At 73.4% G+C, this 24,223-nt stretch carries 19 protein-coding genes; 11 read left to right on the top strand and 8 right to left on the bottom strand.

What is annotated here, in order from left to right; translation table 11 throughout:
- Positions 1-57: 57 nt before the first annotated feature.
- From OO47_RS04910 to OO47_RS04900, 3 genes are read right to left on the bottom strand one after another with little or no spacing between them, the layout of a single operon-like run.
- Positions 58-822 (bottom strand): polysaccharide deacetylase family protein, encoded by a 765-nt coding sequence (locus OO47_RS04910; protein WP_037665014.1) that lies wholly within the window; start codon positions 820-822, stop codon positions 58-60.
- A 38-nt stretch (positions 823-860) separates the two neighbouring features.
- Positions 861-1,931: a glycosyltransferase family 2 protein gene (locus OO47_RS04905; protein WP_051715936.1), complete on the bottom strand. Its 1,071-nt coding sequence runs from the start codon at positions 1,929-1,931 to the stop codon at positions 861-863.
- A complete protein-coding gene (locus OO47_RS04900; protein WP_030212835.1) occupies positions 1,928-2,758 on the bottom strand; it encodes a glycosyltransferase family 2 protein in 831 nt (276 codons plus the stop codon). Before OO47_RS04900 ends, OO47_RS04905 begins: the two co-directional genes overlap by 4 nt.
- Before the next feature lie 635 nt (positions 2,759-3,393).
- On the opposite strand from OO47_RS04900, the gene OO47_RS04895 reads away from it, so the two are divergent.
- Positions 3,394-4,200, top strand: a complete 807-nt coding sequence (locus OO47_RS04895) for an SGNH/GDSL hydrolase family protein (protein ID WP_030212838.1) — start codon at positions 3,394-3,396, stop codon at positions 4,198-4,200.
- On the opposite strand, the gene OO47_RS04890 is transcribed toward OO47_RS04895, so the two are convergent.
- The gene (locus OO47_RS04890; protein ID WP_030212843.1) at positions 4,184-5,257 is read right to left on the bottom strand and encodes a serine/threonine-protein kinase; all 1,074 of its coding nucleotides are present in this window, start codon (positions 5,255-5,257) and stop codon (positions 4,184-4,186) included. The two genes, OO47_RS04895 and OO47_RS04890, sit on opposite strands and share 17 nt — an antisense overlap.
- 336 nt (positions 5,258-5,593) lie before the next feature.
- On the opposite strand from OO47_RS04890, the gene OO47_RS04885 reads away from it, so the two are divergent.
- The gene (locus OO47_RS04885) at positions 5,594-5,866 is read left to right on the top strand and encodes a hypothetical protein (protein ID WP_030212846.1); all 273 of its coding nucleotides are present in this window, start codon (positions 5,594-5,596) and stop codon (positions 5,864-5,866) included.
- A gap of 301 nt (positions 5,867-6,167) precedes the next feature.
- Here OO47_RS04885 and OO47_RS04880 read toward each other — a convergent pair whose 3' ends face one another.
- From OO47_RS04880 to hmgA, 4 genes are all read right to left on the bottom strand, one after another.
- On the bottom strand, positions 6,168-7,364 hold the full coding sequence (locus tag OO47_RS04880; RefSeq protein ID WP_030212849.1) for a CaiB/BaiF CoA transferase family protein: 1,197 nt from the start codon (positions 7,362-7,364) through the stop codon (positions 6,168-6,170).
- 77 nt (positions 7,365-7,441) lie between these two features.
- Complete coding sequence (locus OO47_RS04875) at positions 7,442-8,653, bottom strand: type ISP restriction/modification enzyme (RefSeq protein WP_030212852.1); 1,212 nt, start codon at positions 8,651-8,653, stop codon at positions 7,442-7,444.
- Positions 8,654-8,686: 33 nt separating this feature from the next.
- Positions 8,687-9,436 carry a GntR family transcriptional regulator gene (locus OO47_RS04870; RefSeq protein WP_030212855.1) on the bottom strand — a complete coding sequence of 250 codons (750 nt, stop codon included), beginning with the start codon at positions 9,434-9,436 and terminating at the stop codon, positions 8,687-8,689.
- Positions 9,437-9,475: 39 nt separating this feature from the next.
- Positions 9,476-10,798 carry a homogentisate 1,2-dioxygenase gene (gene hmgA / locus OO47_RS04865; protein WP_030212858.1) on the bottom strand — a complete coding sequence of 441 codons (1,323 nt, stop codon included), beginning with the start codon at positions 10,796-10,798 and terminating at the stop codon, positions 9,476-9,478.
- A 369-nt stretch (positions 10,799-11,167) separates the two neighbouring features.
- Here hmgA and OO47_RS04860 point away from each other — a divergent pair, with 369 nt between their 5' ends.
- The 9 genes from OO47_RS04860 to OO47_RS38565 all read left to right on the top strand — a co-directional run bounded on the left by OO47_RS04860 (position 11,168) and on the right by OO47_RS38565 (position 24,021).
- Positions 11,168-13,300: a right-handed parallel beta-helix repeat-containing protein gene (locus tag OO47_RS04860; protein ID WP_030212861.1), complete on the top strand. Its 2,133-nt coding sequence runs from the start codon at positions 11,168-11,170 to the stop codon at positions 13,298-13,300.
- Positions 13,300-14,112, top strand: coding sequence for a cupredoxin domain-containing protein (locus OO47_RS04855; protein WP_106969338.1), 813 nt, complete (start codon positions 13,300-13,302; stop codon positions 14,110-14,112). The genes OO47_RS04860 and OO47_RS04855 overlap by 1 nt, the downstream gene beginning before the upstream one ends.
- Positions 14,109-15,404 (top strand): hypothetical protein, encoded by a 1,296-nt coding sequence (locus OO47_RS04850; RefSeq protein WP_030212869.1) that lies wholly within the window; start codon positions 14,109-14,111, stop codon positions 15,402-15,404. Before OO47_RS04855 ends, OO47_RS04850 begins: the two co-directional genes overlap by 4 nt.
- Before the next feature lie 36 nt (positions 15,405-15,440).
- The gene (locus OO47_RS04845; RefSeq protein WP_030212872.1) at positions 15,441-16,160 is read left to right on the top strand and encodes a TetR/AcrR family transcriptional regulator; all 720 of its coding nucleotides are present in this window, start codon (positions 15,441-15,443) and stop codon (positions 16,158-16,160) included.
- 417 nt (positions 16,161-16,577) lie between these two features.
- The gene (locus OO47_RS04840; protein ID WP_033208086.1) at positions 16,578-18,125 is read left to right on the top strand and encodes a flavin-containing monooxygenase; all 1,548 of its coding nucleotides are present in this window, start codon (positions 16,578-16,580) and stop codon (positions 18,123-18,125) included.
- 106 nt (positions 18,126-18,231) lie between these two features.
- Positions 18,232-20,433 (top strand): molybdopterin-dependent oxidoreductase, encoded by a 2,202-nt coding sequence (locus OO47_RS04835; protein WP_030212877.1) that lies wholly within the window; start codon positions 18,232-18,234, stop codon positions 20,431-20,433.
- Between the two features lie 342 nt (positions 20,434-20,775).
- Positions 20,776-22,233: a CitMHS family transporter gene (locus OO47_RS04830; protein WP_030212879.1), complete on the top strand. Its 1,458-nt coding sequence runs from the start codon at positions 20,776-20,778 to the stop codon at positions 22,231-22,233.
- Positions 22,234-22,412: 179 nt separating this feature from the next.
- Entirely contained in the window at positions 22,413-23,096 is a 684-nt protein-coding gene (locus tag OO47_RS04825; RefSeq protein WP_030212882.1) for a hypothetical protein, read from the top strand.
- A gap of 49 nt (positions 23,097-23,145) precedes the next feature.
- On the top strand, positions 23,146-24,021 hold the full coding sequence (locus tag OO47_RS38565) for a class F sortase (RefSeq protein ID WP_324606507.1): 876 nt from the start codon (positions 23,146-23,148) through the stop codon (positions 24,019-24,021).
- Positions 24,022-24,223: the final 202 nt, after the last annotated feature.

Below are 24,223 nucleotides of genomic sequence, written 5' to 3'. Positions count from 1 at the left end.
GCGCGGCGCACCGTCTTTTGGGCGGGGCGCGCCCCCGGTCGCCGGAGTGGCGGTACGTCAGATCCAGTGGCCCCGCAGCGCGCCCCGGGCGCGCCGGGCGAGCGCGTACCCCTTCGTCATGGCCCGGTCGGCCGCGAAGTTCCGCGCGATCGCGCGGCCCTCGATCAGCCGGACGAACTCCTCGGTGCCGGTGGAGCGGCGCACGGTCACCCGTTCCAGGGCGTACGGCCCCTGGCGGCGGCGGGCGAGCGCGTTGCCGACGGCGAGCGCCTGGGCGAACCCGGCCTCCCGGACCGCCCGGCGGACCCGCCGGCTGGAGTACCCGTACGGGTGGGCGAAGGAGACGGGGGCGGTGCCCAGCTCCTCGCCGACGACCTCCCGGCAGCGCAGCGTCTCGAACCGGAGCCGTGCCGCGTCGAGCTGGTCGAGCTGCGGGTGGCTGTGGCTGTGGCCGCCGATCTCCGCCCCGGCGTCGGCCAGTTCGCGCACCTGCGCCCAGTCGAGCATGGTGTCGGGCGCGCCGCCCTCGTCGTGCCTGCCGCGCAGCCAGCCGGTCGAGACGAAGACGGTGCTCGCGAAGGAGTGCTTCGCGAGGACCGGCAGGGCGTGCCGGTGCACGCCCTCGTAGCCGTCGTCGAAGGTGATGAGCAGCGGCCGGGCGGGCAGCGGCGCCCCGTCCCGCCAGGCGGCGGCGAGCCCGGCGGTGGTCAGCGGCGTGAACCCCCGCTCGGCGACCACCGCCATCTGCGCGGCGAACGCCTCGGGCGTCACGGAGAGCCCGAGGACGGCGGGGGCCGGGTCCCGGTCGACGGCGTGGTACATGAGGATGGGCACGGGGCCGGCACCGGCCGTTGTCCCGGTCACGCGGCCGCTCCCCCGGCGGCTCCGCTCGTGGCGGCCCCGTCCCCGGCGCGCGGGGCGGTCGGCCCGTCGGCGCGCTCGATCGGCCCCCAGGAGAAGGTGGTGCCGGAGCGGCGGGCCCGGAGCCGGCCGAGGGCGTAGCCGCCGGCCGCGAGGGCGACCCCGGTGACGATGGCCCCGGCGCGGCCCGCGCCGCCGGAGCGGCCGCGCAGCGCGTCGCCCACCCCGCGCAGGACGCCGGCGGGCAGCACCCGGGTGGTGTAGCGCCGTTCGGACTCCAGGCCCTTCTGCGCGCCGACGCTCTGCGCGACGAGCGCCTTGGAGAGCCCTTCGGCGTACACGCGGGTGCGGAAGTAGTCGAAGCGCTCGCGGGCTGCGGGCACCTTGTGGTGGACGACCGCCCGGTCGTCCATGAGCAGGACCGCCCCGGGCAGCGCCCTGGAGAGCCGGATGCACAGCTCGGTCTCCTCGCCGCCCAGGGGCCGCCGGTCGCCGTCCCGGCCGATGCCGGTGGCGAAGCCGCCCGCCGCGTCGAAGGCCGTACGGCGGAAGGAGGCGTTGCCGCCGAGCACGTTCCGCACGGGGACGCGGCCCGGGGCCAGGCCCCGGTACGTACAGCCGACGACCCAGTCGAACTCCTCCGGGAACCAGGCCGGGCGGTGGCCGGAGGCCCAGGCGGGCAGGGTCCGGCCGCCGACGGCCATGACGCGCGGGTCGTCGTAGGCGGCGGCGAAGTGGTGGAGCCAGTCCCGCTCGGCGACGGCGTCGTCGTCGAGGAAGGCCACGAACGCGCCGCGGGCGGCGGCGATTCCGGTGTTGCGGCCGGCGGAGAGCCCGCGGGGGCCTGCGTTGGCGAGCACCCGCACCTCCTCCCCGAGCCGTGCGTCCGCGTACTCCTCGGCGAGCCGTGCGCGCAGACGCTCGTTGTGGTCGACCACGAGGAGCGTCTCCAGGGCCGGCAGGGACTGCTTCCGTACGGAGTCGACGGCGGCGAGGACGTCCTCCCACCGGTCCTCCGTGTAGACGCAGATCACCACCGAGAAGCCGTGCGGGGACGTGCCGTCGCTCAAGACGCCTCTCCCCGGGGGACGCTGACCGAGAAGGGAGCGGGCCGGCGGCGGGCCGCCCTGGCGGGGGACTTCTCCTTGAGGATGACCTTCAGGACCCGGATGCCGTCGCGCACGGCGTTGAGGTTGCTGACGCCGTTGATGCGGTTGTACTCGTGGCTCGGCACCTCCTGCACCTTGAGGCCGGCCTTGACGACCCGGATGTTGATCAGGGTCTCGATCTCGAATCCGGTGCAGTCGAGGGTGACCTTGTCGAGGCAGTGGCGCCAGAAGGCGTTGTAGCCGTAGCAGAGGTCGGTGTAGCGGGCGCCGAACTTGCGGTTGACGAGGGTGCAGAGGGCCCAGTTCCCGAGCCTTCGGAGGGGCGTCATGTCGTCCGTTCCGCCGCCGTTGGCGAAACGGGATCCCTTGGCGAAGTCCGCGCCGCCGACGAGTGCGGAGACGTAGGAGACGATCTCCTGGCCGTCGGCCGATCCGTCCGCGTCGACCATGACGATGATGTCGCCGGTGCAGGCGGCGAAACCGCTGATCAGCGCGTCGCCCTTGCCTTTTCCGACCTGCTTGACGACCTTGACGTCCGGCCGGAGCCCACGGGCGACGTCGACCGTGTCGTCGGTGGAATTTCCGTCGACGAGGACGACTTCGTGAATCCATTCCGGCAGCGTCTTGAAGACGTACGGAAGGTTTTCGGCCTCGTTCATGGCGGGAATGACGACGCTCACCGGTGGAGTGATCGCGAGGTGCGAGGTGATGGCCCGGTACTGGGCGGCTATTCGACTCGGCTCGGTCATTTCTTGGCCCGTGGCGGCCGGGCGCAGGAACGAGCTCATGGGTCTTTTTCCCTCTCGTCCGGTGGGCCGCCCACCCCTTGGGCGACCCGATGGTGTGTCCGGTGCGAAAGGGGGGTTGTCGCCATGCCGCACGGAGGCGATCGCCTTGCGGGATCGCCGAGTTGGCATGGCCGGCCGCGCGGTACCCGTGGCTCGGCTCGTGTTCGAACACCGAGCACGGCACCCCCCTACCGCGCCCCGTACCGGAACCCTCGTGATGCTGGAGCCCTCCCCTGGGCCACTTTGCATGAGGAACCGGTGCGGGTGAGATGTACGACGGTATTGATGAATGGGACTGTATGGCAAGTCCCGGTTCGGTGGCCCGCTTTTCTGTATTTTGACGGCGCTTCAGTGATCGAATGTGCGACCGTCCCGATCGGATTCGATCAGTCCCGTGACGCGTCGGGGAACGGTGGGGCGAGGGCTTACCCCTGTGCATGGAAGTGTGAATGTGCCGCGGTTCCGACCGGGCCCTGAGCGGGACCGGAGGGTCCGCTTCCTCTAGTGGCCGGATTTCGCCGGTCCCTGAGGGTGGAGCGGAGGAAGTTCACCCCCAGTTTTGGCATGAACACTTCCTGCTCGGCGGTTTCACTGCTACTACCTGGTAACGCAGAGACCCTGCTACAGGAGGTTCCATGAGACTGTCCCGATTCACTGCGCTTTCCTCCTCGCTCCTGCTCGGTGCCGTCCTCGCCCTCACCGGGGCGGGCGCCGCCCAGGCGGCGGAGTCCGCCGCACTCGACTACGTGGCCCTGGGCGACTCGTACTCCTCCGGCGTGGGAGCCGGCAGTTACGACAGCGCCAGCGGCGACTGCAAGCGCTCCACGAAGGCGTACCCCGTCCTCTGGAAGAACGCGAACGCCCCCTCCTCGTTCGCCTTCACCGCTTGCTCGGGTGCCCGAACGGGTGATGTGACCGCCAATCAGCTCGGACCGCTCTCGGCCGCCACCGACCTGGTCTCCCTCACGATCGGGGGAAATGACGCCGGTTTCGCCGACGTCATGACGACCTGTGTGCTCCAGTCCGAGTCCACCTGCGTCAACCGCGTGAATCAGGCCAAGGCCTACGTCGACTCCACCCTGCCCGGCAAGCTCGACTCCGTGTACAGCGCCATCAGGAACAAGGCGCCCAACGCCCGTGTGGTCGTGCTCGGTTACCCGCGCTTCTACCAGCTGAACGGCAGCTGCGTCGCCGGTCTGAGCGAGGGCGAGCGCCGCGCCATCAACGGAGCCTCCGACCACCTCAACGCGGCCGTGGCCAAGCGCGCCGCCGACCACGGCTACACCTTCGCCAGTGTCGTCTCCGCCTTCACCGGGCACGAGATCTGCTCCGGTTCGGCCTGGCTGCACAGCGTCAACTGGCTCAACATCGGCGAGTCGTACCACCCGACCGCCGCCGGGCAGTCCGGCGGCTACCTGCCGCCGTTCAGGAACGCGGTGTAGCCGGTACGCCCTCCGCCCCCGTGGCGCCGGAACCGGCCGGAACGGTGCTCGTGACACCGCCCGGCGCGCCCGGACCGGCGCCCGGACCCTCGTCCCGTACGGCGTGGTAGATCAGCGCCCCCGCGATGAGCAGCGCCCCGACGACCCCGGCCACCAGGACGGGGACCCGGCGGGGCGCCCTGTCCTTCCGGGCCGGTGGAGCGCCGCCCGTGCCGTCCTCGCGGGCGCTCCGGTGCGGGACGGACGCGCCTGCCGGTCCGGCCCCGGTCCTCGGCGCGCCCCCGCCTTCCCGTGAGCCGTCCCCGTCCGCCCGTGAGCGGCCCCCGTCCTTCCGTGAGCCGTCCCCGACCGCCCCCGCGCCGCCCGCGGGCGTCCGTGTGCCGCCGCCCGCCACCCGCCGCAGCTCCCGCTCGGCCCGGTCCGCCGTGACCGGGCCCTCCGGGGCCTCGCCCAGGAGCGCGTCGATCACGGCGCCCAGCGGGCCGGACCGGTCGTCCGCCGCCGCCTCCAGGAGCGCGCCGAGGAGGCGCAGCTCCGCCGCCGGACCCGCGTCCGCGCCTGCTTCCGGGCCCGAGCCTGCTTCCGGCGCGCCGCCGAAGCCGGTGACGACGATCCGGCCGTCGTTCCCCAGGAGGACGTCCCCCGGCTCCACGCCCCGGTGGGGGACGCCCGCCTCCCGTGCCGCCCGCAGCCCGGCCAGGACCTCGGCGCCGACGCGCGCGGCCTCGCGCGCCGGCAGCGGCCCGCCCGCCTCCAGGGTCTCGGCGAGGGTGAGGCCGCGGACCGGTTCCGTCGCCACCCAGGGCCGGCCGTCCTCGGAGACCACGTCGAGGACCCGTACGACGGAGGGGTGGGAGACGCGCGCGACGGCCCGCGCGCCGCGCTCCCGCCGCGCGTGGAGCAGGGGCACCTCGTCGGCCGGGAGTCCGGGCGGGACCCGGGACTCCTTCAGGGCCACCTCGCGGCCGTTCGTCTCGTCCAGGGCGCGCCAGACGGTGCCCGTCGCCCCCTCGGCCAGGACGTCCAGAAGCCGGTAACGACCCGCGATCACCGTCATGGATCCACGGTAGCCGAGGGGCGCCCCTCCGGCCCCCGTCCGGCACCGGCCCGGGGTGACGCGAACCGTCGGCGGGTCTCGCGGCGGATCTTGGTGGTGGAGATCACAGGGGCCTCCGTACCCCCGGCGGCCGTCCCGGAGTGCAGGATGGTTCGTGACGGTTCGACAGGTGTTCGAGCCCTGTCCAACTCGCCCTGGAATCGCATGTATTCGGAGGGTGATCGTCAACCCCCGTACGAGTGCGTTGAATCCCGTCGCCGGGATACACGGGTGTCATGACGGGGCGATAGGGTTAACCTGCCCGGGTCGGGTGCCCTTGTACGGGTGGGGAGTGACATGGAACAGATAGCAATGCGCAGCAGGCCCCGAGTGCCTGCCATCACCTGCGGGAGCAGCGCGACCAGTTCGCGGCTCGACCGTCATCTCGCGGTGCTCGGCGGACCCGCCGTGCCCCAGCGCGAGGCGGCCGAGGCGACCCTGCTGATGCGGGAGCTGACGACGCGTACGCACGAGGCACCGGTGCACGGCCACCGCAGCCGCAGCGCCCGGGTCTCGCTCTTCGCCCCGCTCCGCCGACTCCGCCGCTCCCTCTTCGGCACCCGCCGCTAGCCCGACCGGGTCCCGGCCGCCCGTACGGCCCCGACCACGACTCCGCCGGACGTGTCCCCGCCCGTCCGGCGTTCGTCGTGCCCGTACCGCCTGCCTCTTTCCGGCCGTTCGCCCTCCTCCCGGCCGCCCGCAGCCTCTCCGGCCGTCCGCACCCCGACCCGTCGGGCGGCCCACCGGCCCCGTCGGTCCCACCCGCCCCACCAGCCGCACCGGTCCTGTAGGCCGCATCGGTCCTGCCGCCCCCACCAGCTCCGTCGGCCCCATCAGCTCCGTCGGCTCCACCGGTGCCGCCAGGCGCCTGTCAGGCGACCACGCCCGCTTCCCTGAGCTTCTTCACCTCCGCCTCCCGCAGCCCGAGCTCGGCGAGCACCTCGTCCGTGTCCTGCCCGAGGGCGGGGATCCGGTCCATCCGCGGCTCCGGCGCGTCCGGGAACACGATCGGCGGGAGCAGCGACCGCAGCGGCCCGACCGGCGACTCCACCTCCCGCCACCGGCCCCGGGCCGTCAGCTGCGGATGGTCCGCGAGCTCCGCCACCGAGTTGAGCCGGGCGCAGGCGATGCCCGCCGCGTCGAGCCGGGCCAGCGCCTCCTCCGCCGTCAGCGGAGCCAGCGCCTCCGCGACCGCCGCGTCCGTCGCCGCGCGCCCCGCGACCCGCGCCGCGTTCGTCGCGAAGGCCGGGTCGTCGGCGAGGTCGGCCCTGCCGAGCACCTGCCCGGCGAGCCGCCGCCACTCCCGGTCGTTCTGCACGGAGAGCAGCACCAGGCCCCCGTCCGCCGTCGGATAGGCGTCGTACGGGGCGATCACCGCGTGCGCGAGCCCCGTGCGCGCCGGGGCCGTTCCCCCGTGCATCCCGTGGTGGAGCGGATGTCCCATCCACTCGGCGAGCGAGTCGAGCAGGGAGACCTCCACCGGCCCGCCCCGGCCGGTAGCGCCGCGCCGCACCAGCGCGGCGAGGACGCCCGAGAAGGCGTACATCCCGGCGGCGATGTCGGCCGCCGGGATGCCCGACTTGACGGGCTGCCCGGGGGTGCCGGTCACCGACACCAGGCCCGCCTCGCACTGGACGAGCATGTCGTACGCCCGCCGGTGCGCGTACGGTCCCTCCGCCCCGTACCCCGAGACGTCCACCGCGATCAGCCGCGGGTGCGCGGCACACAGGGTGGCGGCGTCGAGGCCGAGGCGGGCCGCCGCCCCCTGCGCCAGGTTCTGCACGAAGACGTCGGCGCCGGCCGCCATCCGCCGGACGAGGGCCAGGCCCCGGGGGTCCTTGAGGTCGATCGCCACCGACTCCTTGCCGCGGTTGCACCACACGAAGTGGGAGGCCAGGCCCCGGGCGGCGGTGTCGTACCCGCGGGCGAAGTCGCCGCCGTCCGGGCGCTCGACCTTGACGACGCGGGCACCGAGGTCGGCGAGCTGGCGGGTGGCGAAGGGCGCGGCGACCGCCTGCTCGACGGCGACGACCGTGATCCCTTCGAGGGGGAGTGGCTGAGTGCTCATGACCGCCCTGCCTACCCTGCCGGACCGGCCCTTGTCATCAGGGGATGCGTCACCCGCTCCCTGTCGTCCCGTCGCGGTCACAGGAGCGCGCACTGCCCCTCCGGGCCCTCCTCCCGGTGGTCCAGTACGGAGGCGGGGCGGCGGGCCCGGGCGGGCGGCGGCAGCACCCCGGCGGCGCGCAGGGCCGCCGCACCCCCGCCCTCCCCGGCCGCGAGGGCCGCCCGCTCCGGCTCCCGCGCCCCGAGCAGCGCGAGCACGGTGACGAGGTCGAGCAGCTCCGAGGTCCACTCCTGCGGCCAGGCGGCCGGCCCGATCGCCTCCAGGGAGCCGGGCTCCGCCGGAGCGGTCCGGTGCGCGAACCACTGCTCCAGGATCCGGGCCCCACCCACCCGGAACTCCCAGGCCTCCGCCGGTACAGGGGAGATCCGGCCCCCGTCGAGGACCAGCGCCTCGTCCTCGGAGTCGTACGCCATCGTCGTCGGGCGCGCCGGGACCGCGGCCCGCACGTAGGGGCGGCGGCCGCCCGGCAGGCGGGGCTTCGTCCCGCTCAGGGCGCCCCGCAGCTGCACGTCGAGGAGGTCCCGGCCGAGCGCCACGCCCGCCGCCCAGACCTCCGGGTCGGCGGGGAGCGGGACGCGGCACCCGGCGGGGGAGGGGCGGGCCGCCGCCACCGTCCACGCCAGCCAGTCACGGGCGCCGACCCCGTTTCCGTACCGCTGCCCGAGGAAGTCCAGAAGGCCGGGCGCGAGGTTGGGCTCGCGGCCGCCGGGGCGCCGGAACAGCGGCCGGATCCGGCCCGGACGGCCCGCCGGGGATCGGCCCTCCGGCAGCGCGGCCGTCACCAGGAGCGCGGGCCCGGCCGCCCCCGGCACGTACCCCTGCTCGACGGCGAAGAGTTGCGGCTCCCCGGCGACCCGCCACAGCTCCGGCCGCGCGGTGTCGATCAGCCGGTGGTCGGGGAGCAGCCACTGCTCGTCGAACGGCCCGGAGGCCACCCGCACCGGCGCCGGGCACGGGCCCGCCTCGCGCGCGAACCGCACCGTCCCGGTGCGCTGTCCGGGCAGCGAGGTCACCGCGCTCGCCGGGGTCCGCGCCCGACTGGGCCGGAACAGCGCCTCCCGCTCGGCCCCCTCGGCGGCCGTGAGCCGGTCCCAGCGGGTCCGCAGCGTCCGCACGTCGGGGGCGACGATCCAGGAACGGCCGAACCGCAGCGGGGCCACGGACCACGGCATCAACTCGTCGAGGAGGGGCGCGTCCTGCGGCCGGGCGTCATCGGTCACGCCCCGCATGCTAACGACCGCCGTCGGTGCGCCTCCAGCACGTCAGTGGGCTTCGACCGTGACCGTGAAGGAGAAGCGGTCGCCGCGGTAGCGGATGCGGGCCACGTCGACGACCCTGCCGTCCTCGTCGTAGGTCACGCCCGTGTAGTGGAGGATCGGGGAGAGCAGCGGGACCTGGAGCAGGCCCGCCGTCTCCGGGTCGGCGAGGCGGGCCTCGACGGTGTCCGTGATGCGGCTGATCCGCACCCCGACCACGTCCCGCAGCACCTTGGTCATCGGCCAGCGCTCCAGGTCCGCCGGGTCGATCGTGGCGGCGAGCTCGGGGAGCACCGCGTTCTCCGCCCAGTTCGTCGGCTCGCCGCTCTCCCCGTCGCTGCGCAGCCGCCGGTACGCCACGACCTCCGGCACGCCGGGGAAGAACTCCGCCAGCTCCCCGGGCACCGGCTCGCTGCCGTGCCCGAGGACCGTCGTCCGCTCGCCCGACTGCTGGGCCACGATCGCGTCGATCGAGCCGAGCAGCCGGCGCGGGGTGGAGCGGCGGGCTCCCGGCTCGATGAAGGTGCCGCGCCGCCGGTGCCTGCTGATCAGGCCCTCCTCCTCCAGCTCCTTGAGGGCCTGGCGCATGGTCAGCAGGCTCACGCCGTAGTGGGCGGCGAGCTGCTCCTCGGTGGGCAGCCGCAGCGAGGCGTCGGGCGTGCGGCCCAGTATCGAGGCGCGCAGCGACTGCGAGACCTGGTACCAGAGCGGCAGCTTGCGGTTCAGGACCAGCGAGTCGGGAGCGAAGGCGGTCACGGGTCCTCCGTACGGGGCTACGGGCTTACGGCCGGGACGTCACGGCCGGAAATGGCGCTCCAGACCCTGCCACACGTCGTCGTACCCCTTCTGCAGATGGTCGGCGTTCGCGGCCTGCGGGGTCGCGGTCACCGGCCAGCGGGTCTCGAACATGAAGGCCAGGCCGTCGTCGACCTTCTGCGGCTTCAGGTCGGCGGCGCTGGCCTTGTCGAAGGTCTCCCGGTCGGGGCCGTGCGCGGACATCATGTTGTGCAGCGAGCCGCCGCCGGGCACGAAACCCCCCTTCCCGGCCGTCTTGGCGTCGTACGCGCCCTCGATCAGGCCCATGTACTCGCTCATCACGTTCCGGTGGAAGTACGGCGGCCGGAAGGTGTCCTCGCCGACCAGCCAGCGCGGGGCGAAGGCCACGAAGTCCACGTTCGCGAGGCCCGGGGTGTCGGTGGGCGAGGTGAGGACCGTGAAGATCGACGGGTCGGGGTGGTCGTAGGAGATCGACCCGATGACGTTGAAGCGGCGCAGGTCGTAGACGTACGGGGTGTGGTTGCCGTGCCAGGCGACGACGTCGAGCGGGGAGTGCCCGTACGTCGCGGACCAGAGGTTGCCGCAGTACTTGTTGACGACCTCGACCGGGCCCTCGACGTCCTCGTAGGCGGCGACCGGGGACCGGAAGTCACGCGCGTTGGCCAGGCCGTTGGCGCCGATCGGGCCGAGGTCGGGGAGCTGGAAGGGGGCGCCGTAGTTCTCGCAGACGTAGCCCCGGGCGGTCTCGTCGAGCAGCTCGACGCGGAAGCGGACCCCGCGCGGGACCAGCGCGACCTCGCCGGGGCGGGCGGCGAGCAGGCCCAGCTCGGTGCGGAGCAGGAGGCCGCCGCGCTCGGGGACGATCAGCAGCTCGCCGTCCGCGTCGCCGAAGACCCGCTCCATGGAGGCGTTGGCGTGATAGAGGTGCACGGCCATGCCGGTGCGCTGGGTCGCGTCGCCGTTGCCGCCGAGCGTCCACAGGCCGGCCAGCCAGTCGGTGCCCGGCGCCGGGTCGGGCAGGGGGTTCCAGCGCAGCCGGTTGGGGTCGGGCACGGTCTCGGTGAAGGGGGCGCCCCGCAGCGCCCCGTTGTCGATCCGGGCGTACGGCGGGTGTGCGGCCGACGGGCGGATGCGGTAGAGCCAGGAGCGGCGGTTGTGCGCGCGCGGCTCGGTGAAGGCGCTGCCGCTGAGCTGCTCGGCGTAGAGGCCGAGTGGTGCGCGCTGCGGCGAGTTGCGGCCGTGCGGCAGTGCGCCGGGGATCGCCTCCGAGCTGTGCTCGTTGCCGAAACCGGTGCCGTAGGTGAGCGCCTCGGCCGTCTTCCTGGCCTGCTCCGTGGTCATCGCCCGCTCCTGTCCTGAGCCCGCAAGGGAATCCTATGGGAGACCGTAGGATTCTGCGCGCCTCCCGTCAACGGTGCGTGGGTACGAGGGCGCGTGGGTCGGTGTGTGTGCGGGGGGTGTGGACCGGTGTGCACGGGGGCGCGCGGGCCGGTGTGTGCGGGGGCGCGGGCCGGTGTGCACGAGGGCGCATGGGCCGGTGTGCACGAGGGAGCTCGGCTCAGCGTGCGCGAGGGGGCTCGGGTCGGCGCATGTGGGCGGGGCGAGGGCTGATGCATGTGAGGGGGCGAGGGCTGACGCGCGTGAGGGGGTGAGGGCCGATGCGTGCGCGAGGGGGTCAAAAAAGATGAACATTGCTCTACTCTCACGCGCATGTCCCGGACCCGAAGGTTCGTCCTCGCGCTCTCGGTCGTGCTCGCGGCGCTCGCCGCGGCCCTCTTCACCGCCCCCGGGGCCCAGGCCCACGAGGAGCGGCCCGTCACCTTCCCCGACGGCTCCGGCAGCGTGCCGAAGCTTCGCACCGGCGAACCCGACCTCCTCGTCTGCAAGACCGACCGGGCCGGCTTCGCGCGCCGGACCTCCGCCTTCCCGCCCGCGCTCAAGGCCCGCAACCTCGCCCTCTTCGAGCGCTGCGCGGCCTCCGGGTACCGCCACCTCCAGCAGGCCGTCGACGCCGTCGACCGGCCCGGCCTCACCATCGCGATCCTCCCCGGCCTCTACGAGGAGGAGCCCTCGCAGCCCCCGCCCACCGGGGCCTGTGCCTCCCTCGACGCCCCGGACTCCGCACTCGGCTACCAGATCCTCAGCTACGAGCAGCAGCGGCAGTGCCCGCACAACCAGAACCTGGTCGCCATCCTCGGCAAGAAGGACCTCCAGATCGAGGGCACCGGCGCCTCCCGCCTCGACGTCGTCATCGACGCCAAGTACCAGAAGCTCAACGCGATCCGGGCCGACGGCTCCGACGGCGTCTACTTCCGCAACTTCACCGCCCAGCGCACCACCTTCAACTCGCTGTACGTCCTCGCTGCCGACGGCTTCGTCATCGACGACGTCCTCACCCGCTGGAACGACGAGTACGGCTTCCTCACCTTCGCCTCCGACCACGGTCTCTACAAGAACTGCGAGTCCTACGGCAACGGCGACTCCGGCATCTACCCCGGCTCGGCCTCGAACATCAACGACGGGCGCGGCTACGACGTCCCCCGCTACTCCATCGAGATCACCGGCTGCCGCAGCCACCACAACATGGTCGGCTACTCCGGCACCGCCGGGGACTCGGTCTGGGTCCACGACAACGAGTTCGACCACAACATGGGCGGCGCCTCCATGGACTCCGCCTTCCCCGGACACCCCGGCCTGCCCCAGAACCACGCCCGCTTCGAACGCAACCTGATCCACGACAACAACCAGAACTACTACCCGTACGTCGCCGACGGCACCTGCGCCAAGCCGCCCGTCGAACGCGGCTACGAACGGGGCGTCGTCTGCCCCCAGATCTCCATGCCGCCCGGCACCGGCATCATCACCGCGGGCGGCAACTGGAACCTCTACGAGGACAACTGGGTGTACGGCCACCAGCGCGCCGCCTTCCACCTGAACGCCGTCCCCGCCTTCATCCGCGGCGAGTCCGCCTGGGGCAAGCAGACCGACACCTCCCACCACAACCGCTACGCCGGCAACCACCTCGGCACCGACCGCTCCGGCGCCTCCCGCCCCAACCGCACCGACGTCTGGTGGGACGGCCAGGGCAGCGGCAACTGCTGGCAGGCCGACGCCGGCGCCACCAGCCCCGGCGCCCTCCCCGAGTGCGGCGCCCGGTGCGGCGAGGTCTCCGGCGCCGCCGACCGCCTCATCGGCGAACCCGTCAAACTCGCCCAGCTCCTCGTCTGCGCCGACTACGACGTCCAGGCCCGCCGCCTCCCGGCCGGCTGCGACTGGTACGGCGCCCGGGGCGTCCAGCGCGTCGAGACCCAACTCGCCCTCGGCAGCGCCCTCCTCCTCGCCCTCACCGGCGGCGCCCTGTGGTGGCGCCGACTGCGCGGCAACCGGCTCGCGGGCGCCGCCACCCTCCTCGGCCTGGCCGGCCTCGCCCTGGACGTGGCCGGCTCGACCCTCGCCCTCACCCCGACCGCCGTCCCGGCCGCCGCGCTCCTGCTCACCGGCGCCTGGTGGACCCTGCTCGGCCTCACCCTCCGCCCCACCCGCCCCGCCTTCGGCCTGACGACCCTGGCCCTCGGCGCCCTCACCCTCCTCGACGCCTTCGACAAAGCGGTCCTCATGATCCCCGGCATCCCCGTGAGCCCCGCCTGGCTCCGCCTCCTCCTCGGCGTCGTCTGGATCCTCTGGGCCGTGGTGGCGGCGGGCACCCGCCCCCCGACCCCAAAACCGACCGCACCCGGGGACGCCGCCGCCCCCAGCAGCGACTCCGCTTCCGCCCCTGCCCCCAGCCCCGTGCCCCCGAAGGCCTCCGAGGCCCGTCCGCATCGCGGGGAGGGGCCCGCATGATGCGCATACCCGGAGCACTGCCCCTCGGGCGCCGGTTCGGCGGTCTCTGCCTGGTGCTGGTCCTGGCCGCCGCGCCGGTCCTCGCGGGCTGCGGCGGCCGGGCCACCACCCATCACAAGCCCGGTACCGGCCACCAGGAGGCCACCGGCGGCAGCGGCACCCTGCTGCCGGCCCGGGACGAGACCGGGCACCGGCTCCGGGAGCTTCCCGCGGCGCAAGCCCCCACCGTCCGGGCCGAGGTCCGCCCCGACTCCGAGGGCGGCTGGAACGTCCACCTCACCGTGGAGAGGTTCCTCTTCACCCCGGAGAGCACCGGCGGCGCGGCCGTCCCGGGCCGTGGCCACGCCCGCCTCCTGGTCGACGGCCGCGAGACCGGCCGCCTCTACGGCCCCTGGGGTCACGTACCGGCCGGTGCCCGCACCCTGACCGTCCGGCTCCACGCGGACGACCACACCGTCTGGGCCGCCGACGGCGTCCCCGTCCAGGCCACCGTCCCCCTGGCCGGAACCCCCGCCGCATCCTCCCCGCCGAGCCCCCGCCCCACCGAACCCGGCCGGACCGCCACCCTCACCATCACCGGTCGAACCGTCCAACCGCCTCCTTCCCGCATCGAGTTGAAGAAGGGCGAACGGCTCACCCTCCATGTCACCAGCGACCGCGACGACACCCTCCACGTCCACGGCTACGACCGTGAACTGCCGCTCTCCGCCGGCATCCCCGCCACCCTCACCCTCACCGCGGACCGCACCGGCCTCTTCGAGGTCGAGACGCACGGTTCCGGACTCGTGCTGACCCAGCTCGTCGTCCGATGACCGCGCTCCTCGCCCCTGTTTCCGTCCCCACCCGTGCCCTCGCTCACGGCGTGGGCTCCCGGCACGACCTCCCCCTCTCCCCCTTCTACGCCTACGCCGGCGCCTTCACCGCTCTCCTCGTCTCCTTCCTCGCCCTCGGCCTGCTCTGGTCCTCCTCCCGCTTCCGCGGCGACCTGGCCGGACGCCCGCTCCCCACCGCCCTCCAACGGGCCGCCGACGCCCCGTCCACCCGCACCGCACTCCGGCTCCTCGGCGCCGCCGTCGCCCTCGTCTTCCTCCTCCACCTCCTCCTCGGCCCGGACGACCCGGACCGCAACCCCGCCCCCGGCGCCCTCTACGTCCTCCTCTGGGTCGGACTCGTCCCCGCCTCCCTCCTGTTCGGTCCCGTCTGGCGCCTGCTCAACCCCCTGCGCACCCTCCACGCGCTCCACCCGCCGCGGAACCCCCGCCCGCTGCCCGCCGCCCTCGGCCTCCGCCCCGCCGCCGCGTGCCTCCTCCTCTTCGCCTGGCTCGAACTCGTCGCCCCCGACAACACCTCCCGCGCCACCCTCCTCACCGCCCTCGCCCTCCACCTCGGCGTCCAGCTCCTGGGTGCCGCCCGCTACGGCGACCGCTGGTTCGCCCACGCCGACCCCTTCGAGGTGTACTCCTCTCTCCTCGCCCGACTCTCCCCGCTCGGCCGCCGCGCCGACGGCCGGCTGGTCCTGCGCTCCCCCTTCGACGGCCTCGACTCCACCCCCCGGCTCCCCGGCCTCGTCGCCACCGTCTGCGTCCTCCTCGGCTCCACCGCCTACGACGGCCTCTCCGACAACCCCCGCTGGATCACCACCCTCCAGACCTCACCCCTCGGCCCCGTCCCCACCGCCACTCTCGGCCTCCTCGCCGCCGTCGCCCTCGTCTCCGCCTGTTACGGCCTCTGCGCCGGCGTCCTGCGTCTCACGGACCGCGAACTCACCACCCCCCTCACCTCCTTCGCCCACTCCCTGCTGCCCATCGCCCTCGGTTATCTCACTGCCCACTACTTCTCACTCCTAGTCACCGAATTTTCACGGATCGTCATCATGGCAGGAGGTGCTGACAACGCCCCCGCCCCCGCTCCACCCCTGGACCCCGGCGGCCTCGCGGCCCTTCAGGTCGGCGCCGTCGTCACCGGCCACGTCCTCGGCGTCGTCGCCGCCCACGACCGGTCCGTGCGCCTCTTCCCGCCGGCCAGGGCCGTCGCGGGCCAACTCCCCCTGTTCCTGCTGATGATCGCGTACACCCTCGGAGGCATCGGCCTGCTCGTCGCCTGAGGCCCCGGCTTCGCCCGCCCCCACCGGAGCGGCATCATGGACCCCGTGCCCCAGACCCGTCCCCAGACCGTTCCGGCACTCCGCCGCGCCCCCGTGCAGCAGCGCAGCGCCGAGCGGCTCGCCCGGATCCTCGACGCCTGCGCCGTACTCCTCGACGAGACCGGGTACGAGCGGCTGAGCACCCGGGCCGTCGCCGTCCGCGCCGGTGTCCCCATCGGCTCCGTCTACCGCTTCTTCGGCAACAAGCGGGCGATGGTCGCGGCCCTCGCCCTCCGCAACCTCGACCGGTACGCCGAGCGGGTCTCCGAACGCCTCGCCGCGACACCGCTCCTCGACGCGCACGGCGCCATCGACGGCGTCCTCGACGAGTTCATCGCGATGAAGCGGACCGTCCCGGGCTTCGCCCTCGTCGACTTCGGCGTGCCCGCCGCCGCACCGGGAGAAGCCTCCGACACCCCCGCCGACCAGGGGCCCGGCGTCGCCGGTGACCCCGGCGCCGCCCCGGGGGACGACGTGGCCCCGCACGACGAGACCGAGGATCCCAACCGGCTCGTCGCCGAGCGGATCTGCGGTCTCCTCGCCGCGCACCTGGGCCGCCCCGCCGACGAGGAACTGCACCGGAAGGTGCTCGTCGGGGTCGAGACCGCCGACGCCCTCGTCCGGCTGGCCTTCCGCACGGACCCCGCCGGGGACCCGGCGCTCGTCGACGAGACCCGCCTCCTCCTCTACGCGTATCTGGGGCCCTCTCTCTCGTAGGGCGCGTGGGGCCTGTGGGGTTCGTGGAGGCCGTGGAGTTCGTGGGGTTCTTGGAAGTGCCGGTTCCCGGGGCCCGCCCCAGGTCAGCCGCGTTCGTGCCAGTGGGGCACATCGCACCGTACGCACGCCGTTCCGGCGCACTCCGTGCTCGGCCGCCCCGCCGTCCACGCCCCGCCATGGCCGGACCGTACGGCCTCGGACCGCGGAATACCGGACCGTACGGCGTGGGACCGCGGAATATCGGACCGTACGGCATCGGACCGCGCAATACCGGTCTGTAAGGCGTCGGACCGCGAAAAATCGGACTGTACGGCGTCGTCCTGCTGCTCCGTTCGTACGGCCGCCCCTGTCGTACCGTTCTCGCGTCCCCGCCCGCGCTTCGCCCCGGCTCGTTCTCGTCGTCTGGAGTCGTCGTCCATGCCCGCTTCCTCAGCCCAGCCCGCCGCCGAACACCTCGACGTCCTGGTCGTCGGCGCCGGGATCTCCGGCATCGGGGCCGGCCACTACCTGAAGACCGAACTGCCGTCGAAGACCTTCGCGATCCTGGAGGCCCGGGCCGCCTCCGGCGGAACCTGGGACCTGTTCCGCTACCCGGGGATCCGCTCCGACTCCGACCTGCACACCTTCGGCTACGAGTTCAAGCCGTGGCGGGACGAGGAGTCCATCGCCGCTGCGCCCCGGATCCTGTCGTACCTGCGCGAGACCGCGACCGAGAACGGCCTCGACGACCACATCCGCTACCACCACAAGGTGCTCTCCGTGGCCTGGTCGAGCGACCCGGCGCGGTGGACGGTGCACGTCGAACGCGCCGACACCGGCGAGCGGACGACGCTGACGTGTTCCTGGCTGTTCTGCGCGGGCGGCTACTACCGCTACGACCAGGGGTTCACCCCCCACTTCGAGGGCCGGGAGCGCTTTCGCGGCGCGATCGTGCACCCGCAGCACTGGCCCGAGGACCTCGACTACGCCGACAAGCGGGTGGTGGTGATCGGCAGCGGAGCCACCGCGGTCACGCTGCTGCCCGCGATGGCCGGAACCGCCGCGCACGTGACGATGCTCCAGCGGACCCCGTCCTACATCATGCCGGTGTCGAAGCGGGACGTGATCGCCAACGCCCTGAAGAAGTGCCTCGGGCAGGAGCGGGGCTACGCGCTGACCCGGCGCAAGAACATCGCCCGGCAGCGCTTCGTCTGGGCCTTCTGCCGGCGGTACCCGAAGGCCGCGCGCCGGCTCATCCGGTGGGCCAACACCAGGCAGCTGCCCGCCGGCTACCCGGTCGACGAGCATTTCAACCCGCCGTACGAGCCCTGGGACCAGCGTCTGTGCGCCGTGCCAGACGGGGACCTGTTCAAGGCCCTCCGCGCCGGGAAGGCCTCGGTCGTCACCGACCGGATCGCCACCTTCACCGAGAACGGGGTACGGCTCGCATCCGGCCGCGAGCTGGAGGCCGACGTCGTCGTCACCGCGACCGGTCTGGACGTACAGGCGTTCGGCGGCATCCGGATCACCGTCGACGGCGAGGAGGTCCGTATTCCCGACACCGTCGCCTACAAGGGCATGATGCTCTCCGGAGTGCCCAACCTGGCCTTCTCGATCGGCTACACCAACAGCTCCTGGACGCTCAAGGTCGGCCTGCTGTGCGAGCACTTCTGCCGTCTCCTCGCCCACATGGACGCCTCCGGTCACGACGTCTGCCGGCCCGAGCCGGCCGATCCGGCGATGCCGACCCGGCCGTTCCTCGACTTCGACGCCGGCTACATCCGGCGCGCGGTCGACCGACTGCCCCGCCAGGGGGACCGGATGCCGTGGCTGACCTCGATGGACTACCACTCGGACGTCAAGCTGCTCCGCACCGACAGCGTCGCCGACCCGGAACTGCACTTCACCGGGGCCGGGGCCGGGGCCGCGACGACGGCTTCCCGCACCACGACGAGCGCCTCCCGCCCCGCGACGGCGGGCTCCTGACGAGCGGGGGGAGGAGTGCGGGCGCACGCCTGCTTCGGGCACACCCCTCCCCTCCCTCCCTACCGGTCGGTATGCTCGGCGCCACCCGACGCCCCAGGGAGACGCCATGCCCACGGCCCTGCGTATCTGCCCCCTCTGCGAAGCGACCTGCGGACTGACCCTGACGCTCGAAGGGAGCCGGGTCACCGGGGCGCGCGGCGACCGCGACGACGTCTTCAGCCAGGGGTTCGTCTGCCCTAAAGGCGCCGCGTTCCCCGAGATCGACGCCGACCCGGACCGGCTCCGCCGCCCCCTGGTAAGGAAGGGCGGCGAGCTCCGGGAGGTCGACTGGGACGAGGCGTTCGACACGATCGCCGCCCGAATCCGTCCGATCATCGAGGAGTACGGGCCGGACGCGGTGGGTATCGTCCTGGGCAACCCCAATGTGCACACGATCGCCGGAGCCCTCTACCCGCCCCTGCTCATCGGCGCGCTGCGCACCAGGAACCTCTTCACGGCGTCCACGCTCGACCAGATGCCCAAGCACGTCTCCAGCGGCCTGCTCTTCGGTGACCCCTTCGCCGTCCCCGTGCCGGACCTGGACCGCACCGACCACCTGCTGATCCTCGGCGCCAACCCGCTGGCCTCCAACGGCAGCCTGTGCACCGCCCCCGACTTCCCCGGCAGGCTCAAGGCCCTCCGAGGACGCGGCGGCACCCTCACCGTCGTCGACCCCCGGCGCACCCGCACCGCGCGCCTCGCCGACCGGCACGTCGCGATCCGCCCCGGCACCGACGCGCTGCTCCTCGCCGCCCTCGTCCACACCCTTTTCGCGGAGGACCTCACCGACCTCGGACCGCTCGCCGCCCACGTCGAGGGCGTCGAGGAGGTACGGGCCGCGGTACGGGAGTTCACCCCCGAGGCGGTCGCCGCCGCCTGCGACGTGGACGCCGCCACCGTCCGCGCCCTCGCCCGGGAGCTCGCCGCCGCGCCCACCGCCGCCGTCTACGGGCGGATGGGCAGCTCCACCGTGGAGTACGGCACCCTCGCCAACTGGCTGGTCGACGTCCTCAACGTCCTCACCGGCAACCTCGACCGGCCCGGCGGCGCGCTCTTCCCGCTCTCCGCCACCGCGCCCGCCCCGCGCCCCGCGGGACCCGGCAGGGGGTTCGCCCTCGGCCGCCGGCACAGCCGGGTCTCGCACCACCCCGAGGTCAAGGGGGAGCTGCCGCTGGTCGCGCTCGCCGAGGAGATCGAGACCCCGGGGGAGGGGCGCGTCCGGGCCCTCCTCACCCTCGCCGCCAACCCCGTCCTGTCCGCCCCCGACGGAGACCGCCTCGACACGGCCCTCGGCTCCCTCGACCTCATGGTCGCCGTCGACCCGTACCTCAACGAGACCACCCGCCACGCCGACGTCCTGCTGCCCCCGCCCCCGCCCTCCCGGAGCGCCCACTTCGACTTCGCCTTCAACGGGTTCGCCGTCCGCGACCAGGTCCGCCACACCCCGGCGGCCGTCCCCCTCGAACCGGACCGGATGGACGAGTGCGAGATCCACGCCCGGCTGATCCTCGCCGTCTCGGGCCTCCACGGCACGCCGCCCTCGGCCGTGGACGACCTCGCCGTCCGCACCACCCTCGCCAAGGCCGTGACGCAGGAGCACTCGCCGGCGTACGGGGCCGACCCCGAGGAGTTCGCGGCCCGGCTCACCGGGGACACCGGAGCCGAGCGGCGGCTCGACCTGATGCTGCGGCTCGGACCGTACGGGCTCACCCTCGACGAGCTGAAGGCACACCCGCACGGCATCGACCTCGGTCCGCTCAAGCCCCGCCTGCCCCAGCTCCTCAAGACCCGCAGCGGGCGGATCGAGCTCCTCCCCGCGCCGCTCGCCGCCGACCTGCCCCGGCTGCGCGCCGCGCTCCACGCCGTACCCGACCCGGGCACCCTCCGGCTCGTCGGGCGCAGGCACCTGCGGTCCAACAACAGCTGGCTACACAACACGCCGGCGCTCGGCGGGGGTTCGAACCGCTGCACCCTCCAGGTGCACCCCCGGGACGCGGACCGGCTGCGGCTGACCGACGGCGGGCTCGCCCGGGTCAAGGGGGAGGGCGGCGAGCTGGAGGTGCCGGTCGAGGTCACCGACGGGGTGCGGCCGGGGGTGGTGAGCCTCCCGCACGGTTGGGGTCACGACCGGGCGGGCACCCGGCTCGCCGTGGCGTCCGCCCGCCCCGGCGTCAACGTCAACCAGCTGCTCGACGGGTCGCGGATCGACCCCCTCTCCGGCACCGCCGTGCTCAACGGCTTCCCCGTCGAGGTGTCGCCCCTGCCGTGATCCGGAGGGTTTCCTGCCGTGATCCGGAGGGTTTCCTGTCGGCACCCGGAGGGCCCCTGTCGGTGCCCGGAGGGCCTCTGTCGGCTTCCGGAGCGCTGCCGTGCCGTGGTCCTGAGCGCTGCCGTGCCGTGATCTGGAGCGCTGCCGTGCCGTGATCCGGAGTGCCGCCCCGCCGTGATCGGACGCCGTCCTGCTGTGGCTCCGAGCTGCAACCCTGTGTTGACCTGGGGTTTTGCTCGTATTGCTCACGCGTCAACACCTTGTTAACGACGGAAGGGGGCACCTACGGTCGTCCGGACCGCCGCTCGGCGGCAGTTCAAGGGTGAACGTGAGGTGTCCTCCATGCTGACCGTCCTCGGCTTCGCCATGATCGCGACCTTCCTGGTCCTGATCATGACGAAGAAGATGTCGCCGATCGCGGCGCTCGTGCTGATTCCCGCGCTCTTCTGCGTCGCGGTCGGACAGGGCGCCCGCCTCGGCGACTACGTCATCGACGGCGTCGGCAACCTGGCGCCGACGGCCGCGATGCTGATGTTCGCGATCGTCTACTTCGGCGTCATGATCGACGTCGGCCTCTTCGACCCGATCGTCCGGGGCATCCTGCGCTTCTGCAAGGCCGACCCCGTACGGATCGTCGTGGGTACGGCGGTGCTCGCCGCGATCGTCTCCCTGGACGGCGACGGCTCCACCACCTTCATGATCACCGTCTCGGCGATGTATCCGCTCTACAAGCGGCTCGGGATGAGCCTGGTCGTCATGACCGGGGTCGCCGCCACCGCCAACGGCGTCATGAACACCCTGCCCTGGGGCGGCCCCACCGCCCGCGCCGCGACCGCCCTGAAACTGGACGCCGCCGACATCTTCGTGCCGATGATCCCCGCGCTCGGCGTGGGCCTGCTCTTCGTCTTCGCCCTCGCGTACGTCCTGGGTCGCCGCGAGCGCAAGCGCATCGGCTACCTCACGCTCGACGAGGCTCTGGTGCCGGAGACCGGTACGGTGCTGGTCGCGGCCGGTGGGGGCGGCGCAGGAGGCGCAAGCAAGGACGCGGGCGGCCGCGCGGGGGCTGGAACCGGGGCCGGGGTTGGGACCGAGGTCGGTTCCGATTCCAGTCGCGGTTCCGGTTCCGGTGCGGGGGAGGGGGACGGGGACGGTGACGGGTTCCAGGGGCTCGATTCGAACCGTGCCACGCTCCGTCCCCGGCTGTACTGGTTCAACGCCGGGCTGACGGTCGCGCTGCTCACCGCGATGATCCTCGAACTGCTGCCGATCCCGGTGCTGTTCCTCCTCGGAGCCGCCCTCGCGCTCACCGTCAACTATCCGGACATGGCCGAGCAGAAGGCCCGTATCGCCGCCCACGCCGACAACGTCCTCAACGTCTCCGGCATGGTCTTCGCCGCCGCCGTCTTCACCGGTGTCCTCACCGGTACGGGCATGGTCAAGCACATGGCGGACTGGCTCGTCGGCGCGATCCCCGAAGGCATGGGGCCCCACATGGGCCTGGTCACCGGTGTGCTGAGTCTTCCGCTCACCTACTTCATGTCGAACGACGGGTTCTACTTCGGCGTGCTGCCGGTCCTCGCGGAGGCGGGCGCGGCCCACGGGGTGTCGTCCCTGGAGATCGCCCGGGCGTCGATCGTCGGCCAGGCCCTGCACATGTCGAGCCCGCTGGTGCCGGCGGTGTACGTGCTGGTGGGCATGGCGAAGGTGGAGTTCGGCGACCACACCAGGTTCACGGTGAAGTGGGCCGCGCTGACCTCGCTGGTCGTGCTGGCGGCGGCGGTCCTCTTCGGGATCGTCTGAAGTGTCCGGTCACGGGCGGGCGTCCCGGTGGGGGACACGGGCGGATCCGGTGGCCTCTGGGCCGGACGGGCGACTCGGAGATCGACACACGCATGTCGCTACCCTCTGAAATTGGATATTGACGGATAGTCGGATTATCGGCTGAAACACCCGACATGTCCTTTCCTGGAGGAACCCGCATGCCTGCTCGTGCTCTCCGCCCCCTCGCCGCCACCCTCGTGGCCACGGCGGCCATCGGCGGCCTCGCCCTCGCCGGCGCCCCGGCCGCGTTCGCCGCGCCCGGCGACAACGGCGACATCAAGGTCCACAAGGTCGGCAGCCCCTACGGCGACCTGAACGACGAGGCGAGGGTCTGCAAGTTCTACCTCGCGGCCTTCAACTTCGACATCCTCCAGGAGGTGAGCTGGGAGATCACCCCGCAGCCGCCCCGGCCCGAGGTCCCCACCCTCAGCGGCCGCGTCGCGCTGAACACCGGGATGGGCCACACCAACCCGCTGACGCTGCCCGAGGGGCAGTACCGGGTCACCTGGACCTTCCCGGGCGCCACCCCCACCGGCAAGCAGAAGGTCTTCACGGTCGACTGCCACGGCAACGGGCCGGGCGGACGTCCGGGTAACGGCCCGCACAACGGCAACAACGGCAACAACGGCGCCCACAACAGCAGCGACAACAACTGGTCCGGCAACGGCCAGGGCCGGCCCCCGCAGGGCCCGGTCGGCGCGGGCGGTGGCGGCGTGGAACTCGCCGCCGCCGAGGAGTCCTCCGCCTTCGGCGTCGGGGCGGCCGTCGCCGCCGGTCTCGCCGGCACGGCCGGACTGGTCATGATCCGCCGCTCGCGCCGCCGCAACGATGGCGCCGCGTAGGTCCCGCATCACGCGCAGGTGCCGGCGCCTGTTCCGGCTCGCCAGGACCGTGACGGTGCTCGTGGTCCTGGTGGTCGGAGGTTTCTGGTGGGCGGGTGACGACGAGCCCCCCGCCCCGCCCCTCGCCGCCGCTCCGGCCGCCTCCGGCGAGGCCGGGGCGGCGGGGGCGGCCGCGGCGGCCGGAGCGCCGGCCGCCCTGGACCGCAAGGCGAACCCCGAGGCCCCGCCGGAGAACGCGTCCCCGCCGGAGAACGCGTCCCCGCCGGAGGGCGCGCCCGCTCCGAGGTCCGCCCCGGCTCCGAAGTCCGCACCTGACCCGAAGCCCGCTCAGGACCCGAAGTCCGCGCCCACCGCGAAGTCCGCCCCGGCGCCGAAGCCCGCCCCGGCACCGAAGAGCGCGCCCGCTCCGAAGGCCGCGCCCCGGTCGAAGGGCACGTCCCAGGGGGCGCCCGCGCCGCTCCCCCGCTCGCGTCCCACCGCCGTCGCCGTCCCGGCCATCACCATCGAGGCCCCCGTCATCGACCTCGGCCTCGATGCCAAGGGCCAGCTCGCCGCCCCGCCGGTCGACAACCCCAGCGTCGTCGGCTGGTACGCCAAGGGAGTCACGCCGGGGGAGCGCGGGAACGCCATCGTCGTCGGTCACCGCGACACCCTCACCGGGCCCGCGGTCTTCCTCAACCTCGGCGTGCTCAACCCCGGCAACACCGTCCGGGTCGCCCGCGCCGACGGCAAGGTGGCCGTCTTCACGGTCGACCGCGTCAAGACGTACGCCAAGGACGACTTCCCCGACAAGGAGGTGTACGGCGCCACCGAGCGGCCCGAACTGCGGCTGCTCACCTGCGGCGGAGCCTTCGACCGCAAGACGGGTTACGAAGCGAACATCGTCGTCTTCGCCCACCTCACCGACATCGCCCAGAAGATCTGAGACATCGCGCAGAAAATCCGTCGACCCACCCTTCGTTCCGTCGACCCACCCTTCGCTCCGTCGGCCCGCCCTCCGCTCCGCCACCCCCCTCCCGCCGCGTCCGGCGGGCCGCGCCGCCCGGCGCGTGCCCACCGGACGCGGCGGCATGCCCGGGCCGCGGACCCGGCGGCAAGGCGGAACGTCCCAGTTCCGCCGCCCCGCG

Origin of the sequence: Streptomyces bikiniensis (genome assembly GCF_000716625.1) — a bacterium.
Lineage (GTDB): Bacteria > Actinomycetota > Actinomycetes > Streptomycetales > Streptomycetaceae > Streptomyces > Streptomyces bikiniensis.
Note: the sequence above shows the minus strand (reverse complement) of the source record. Positions and strands in the feature narration are given on the sequence as shown.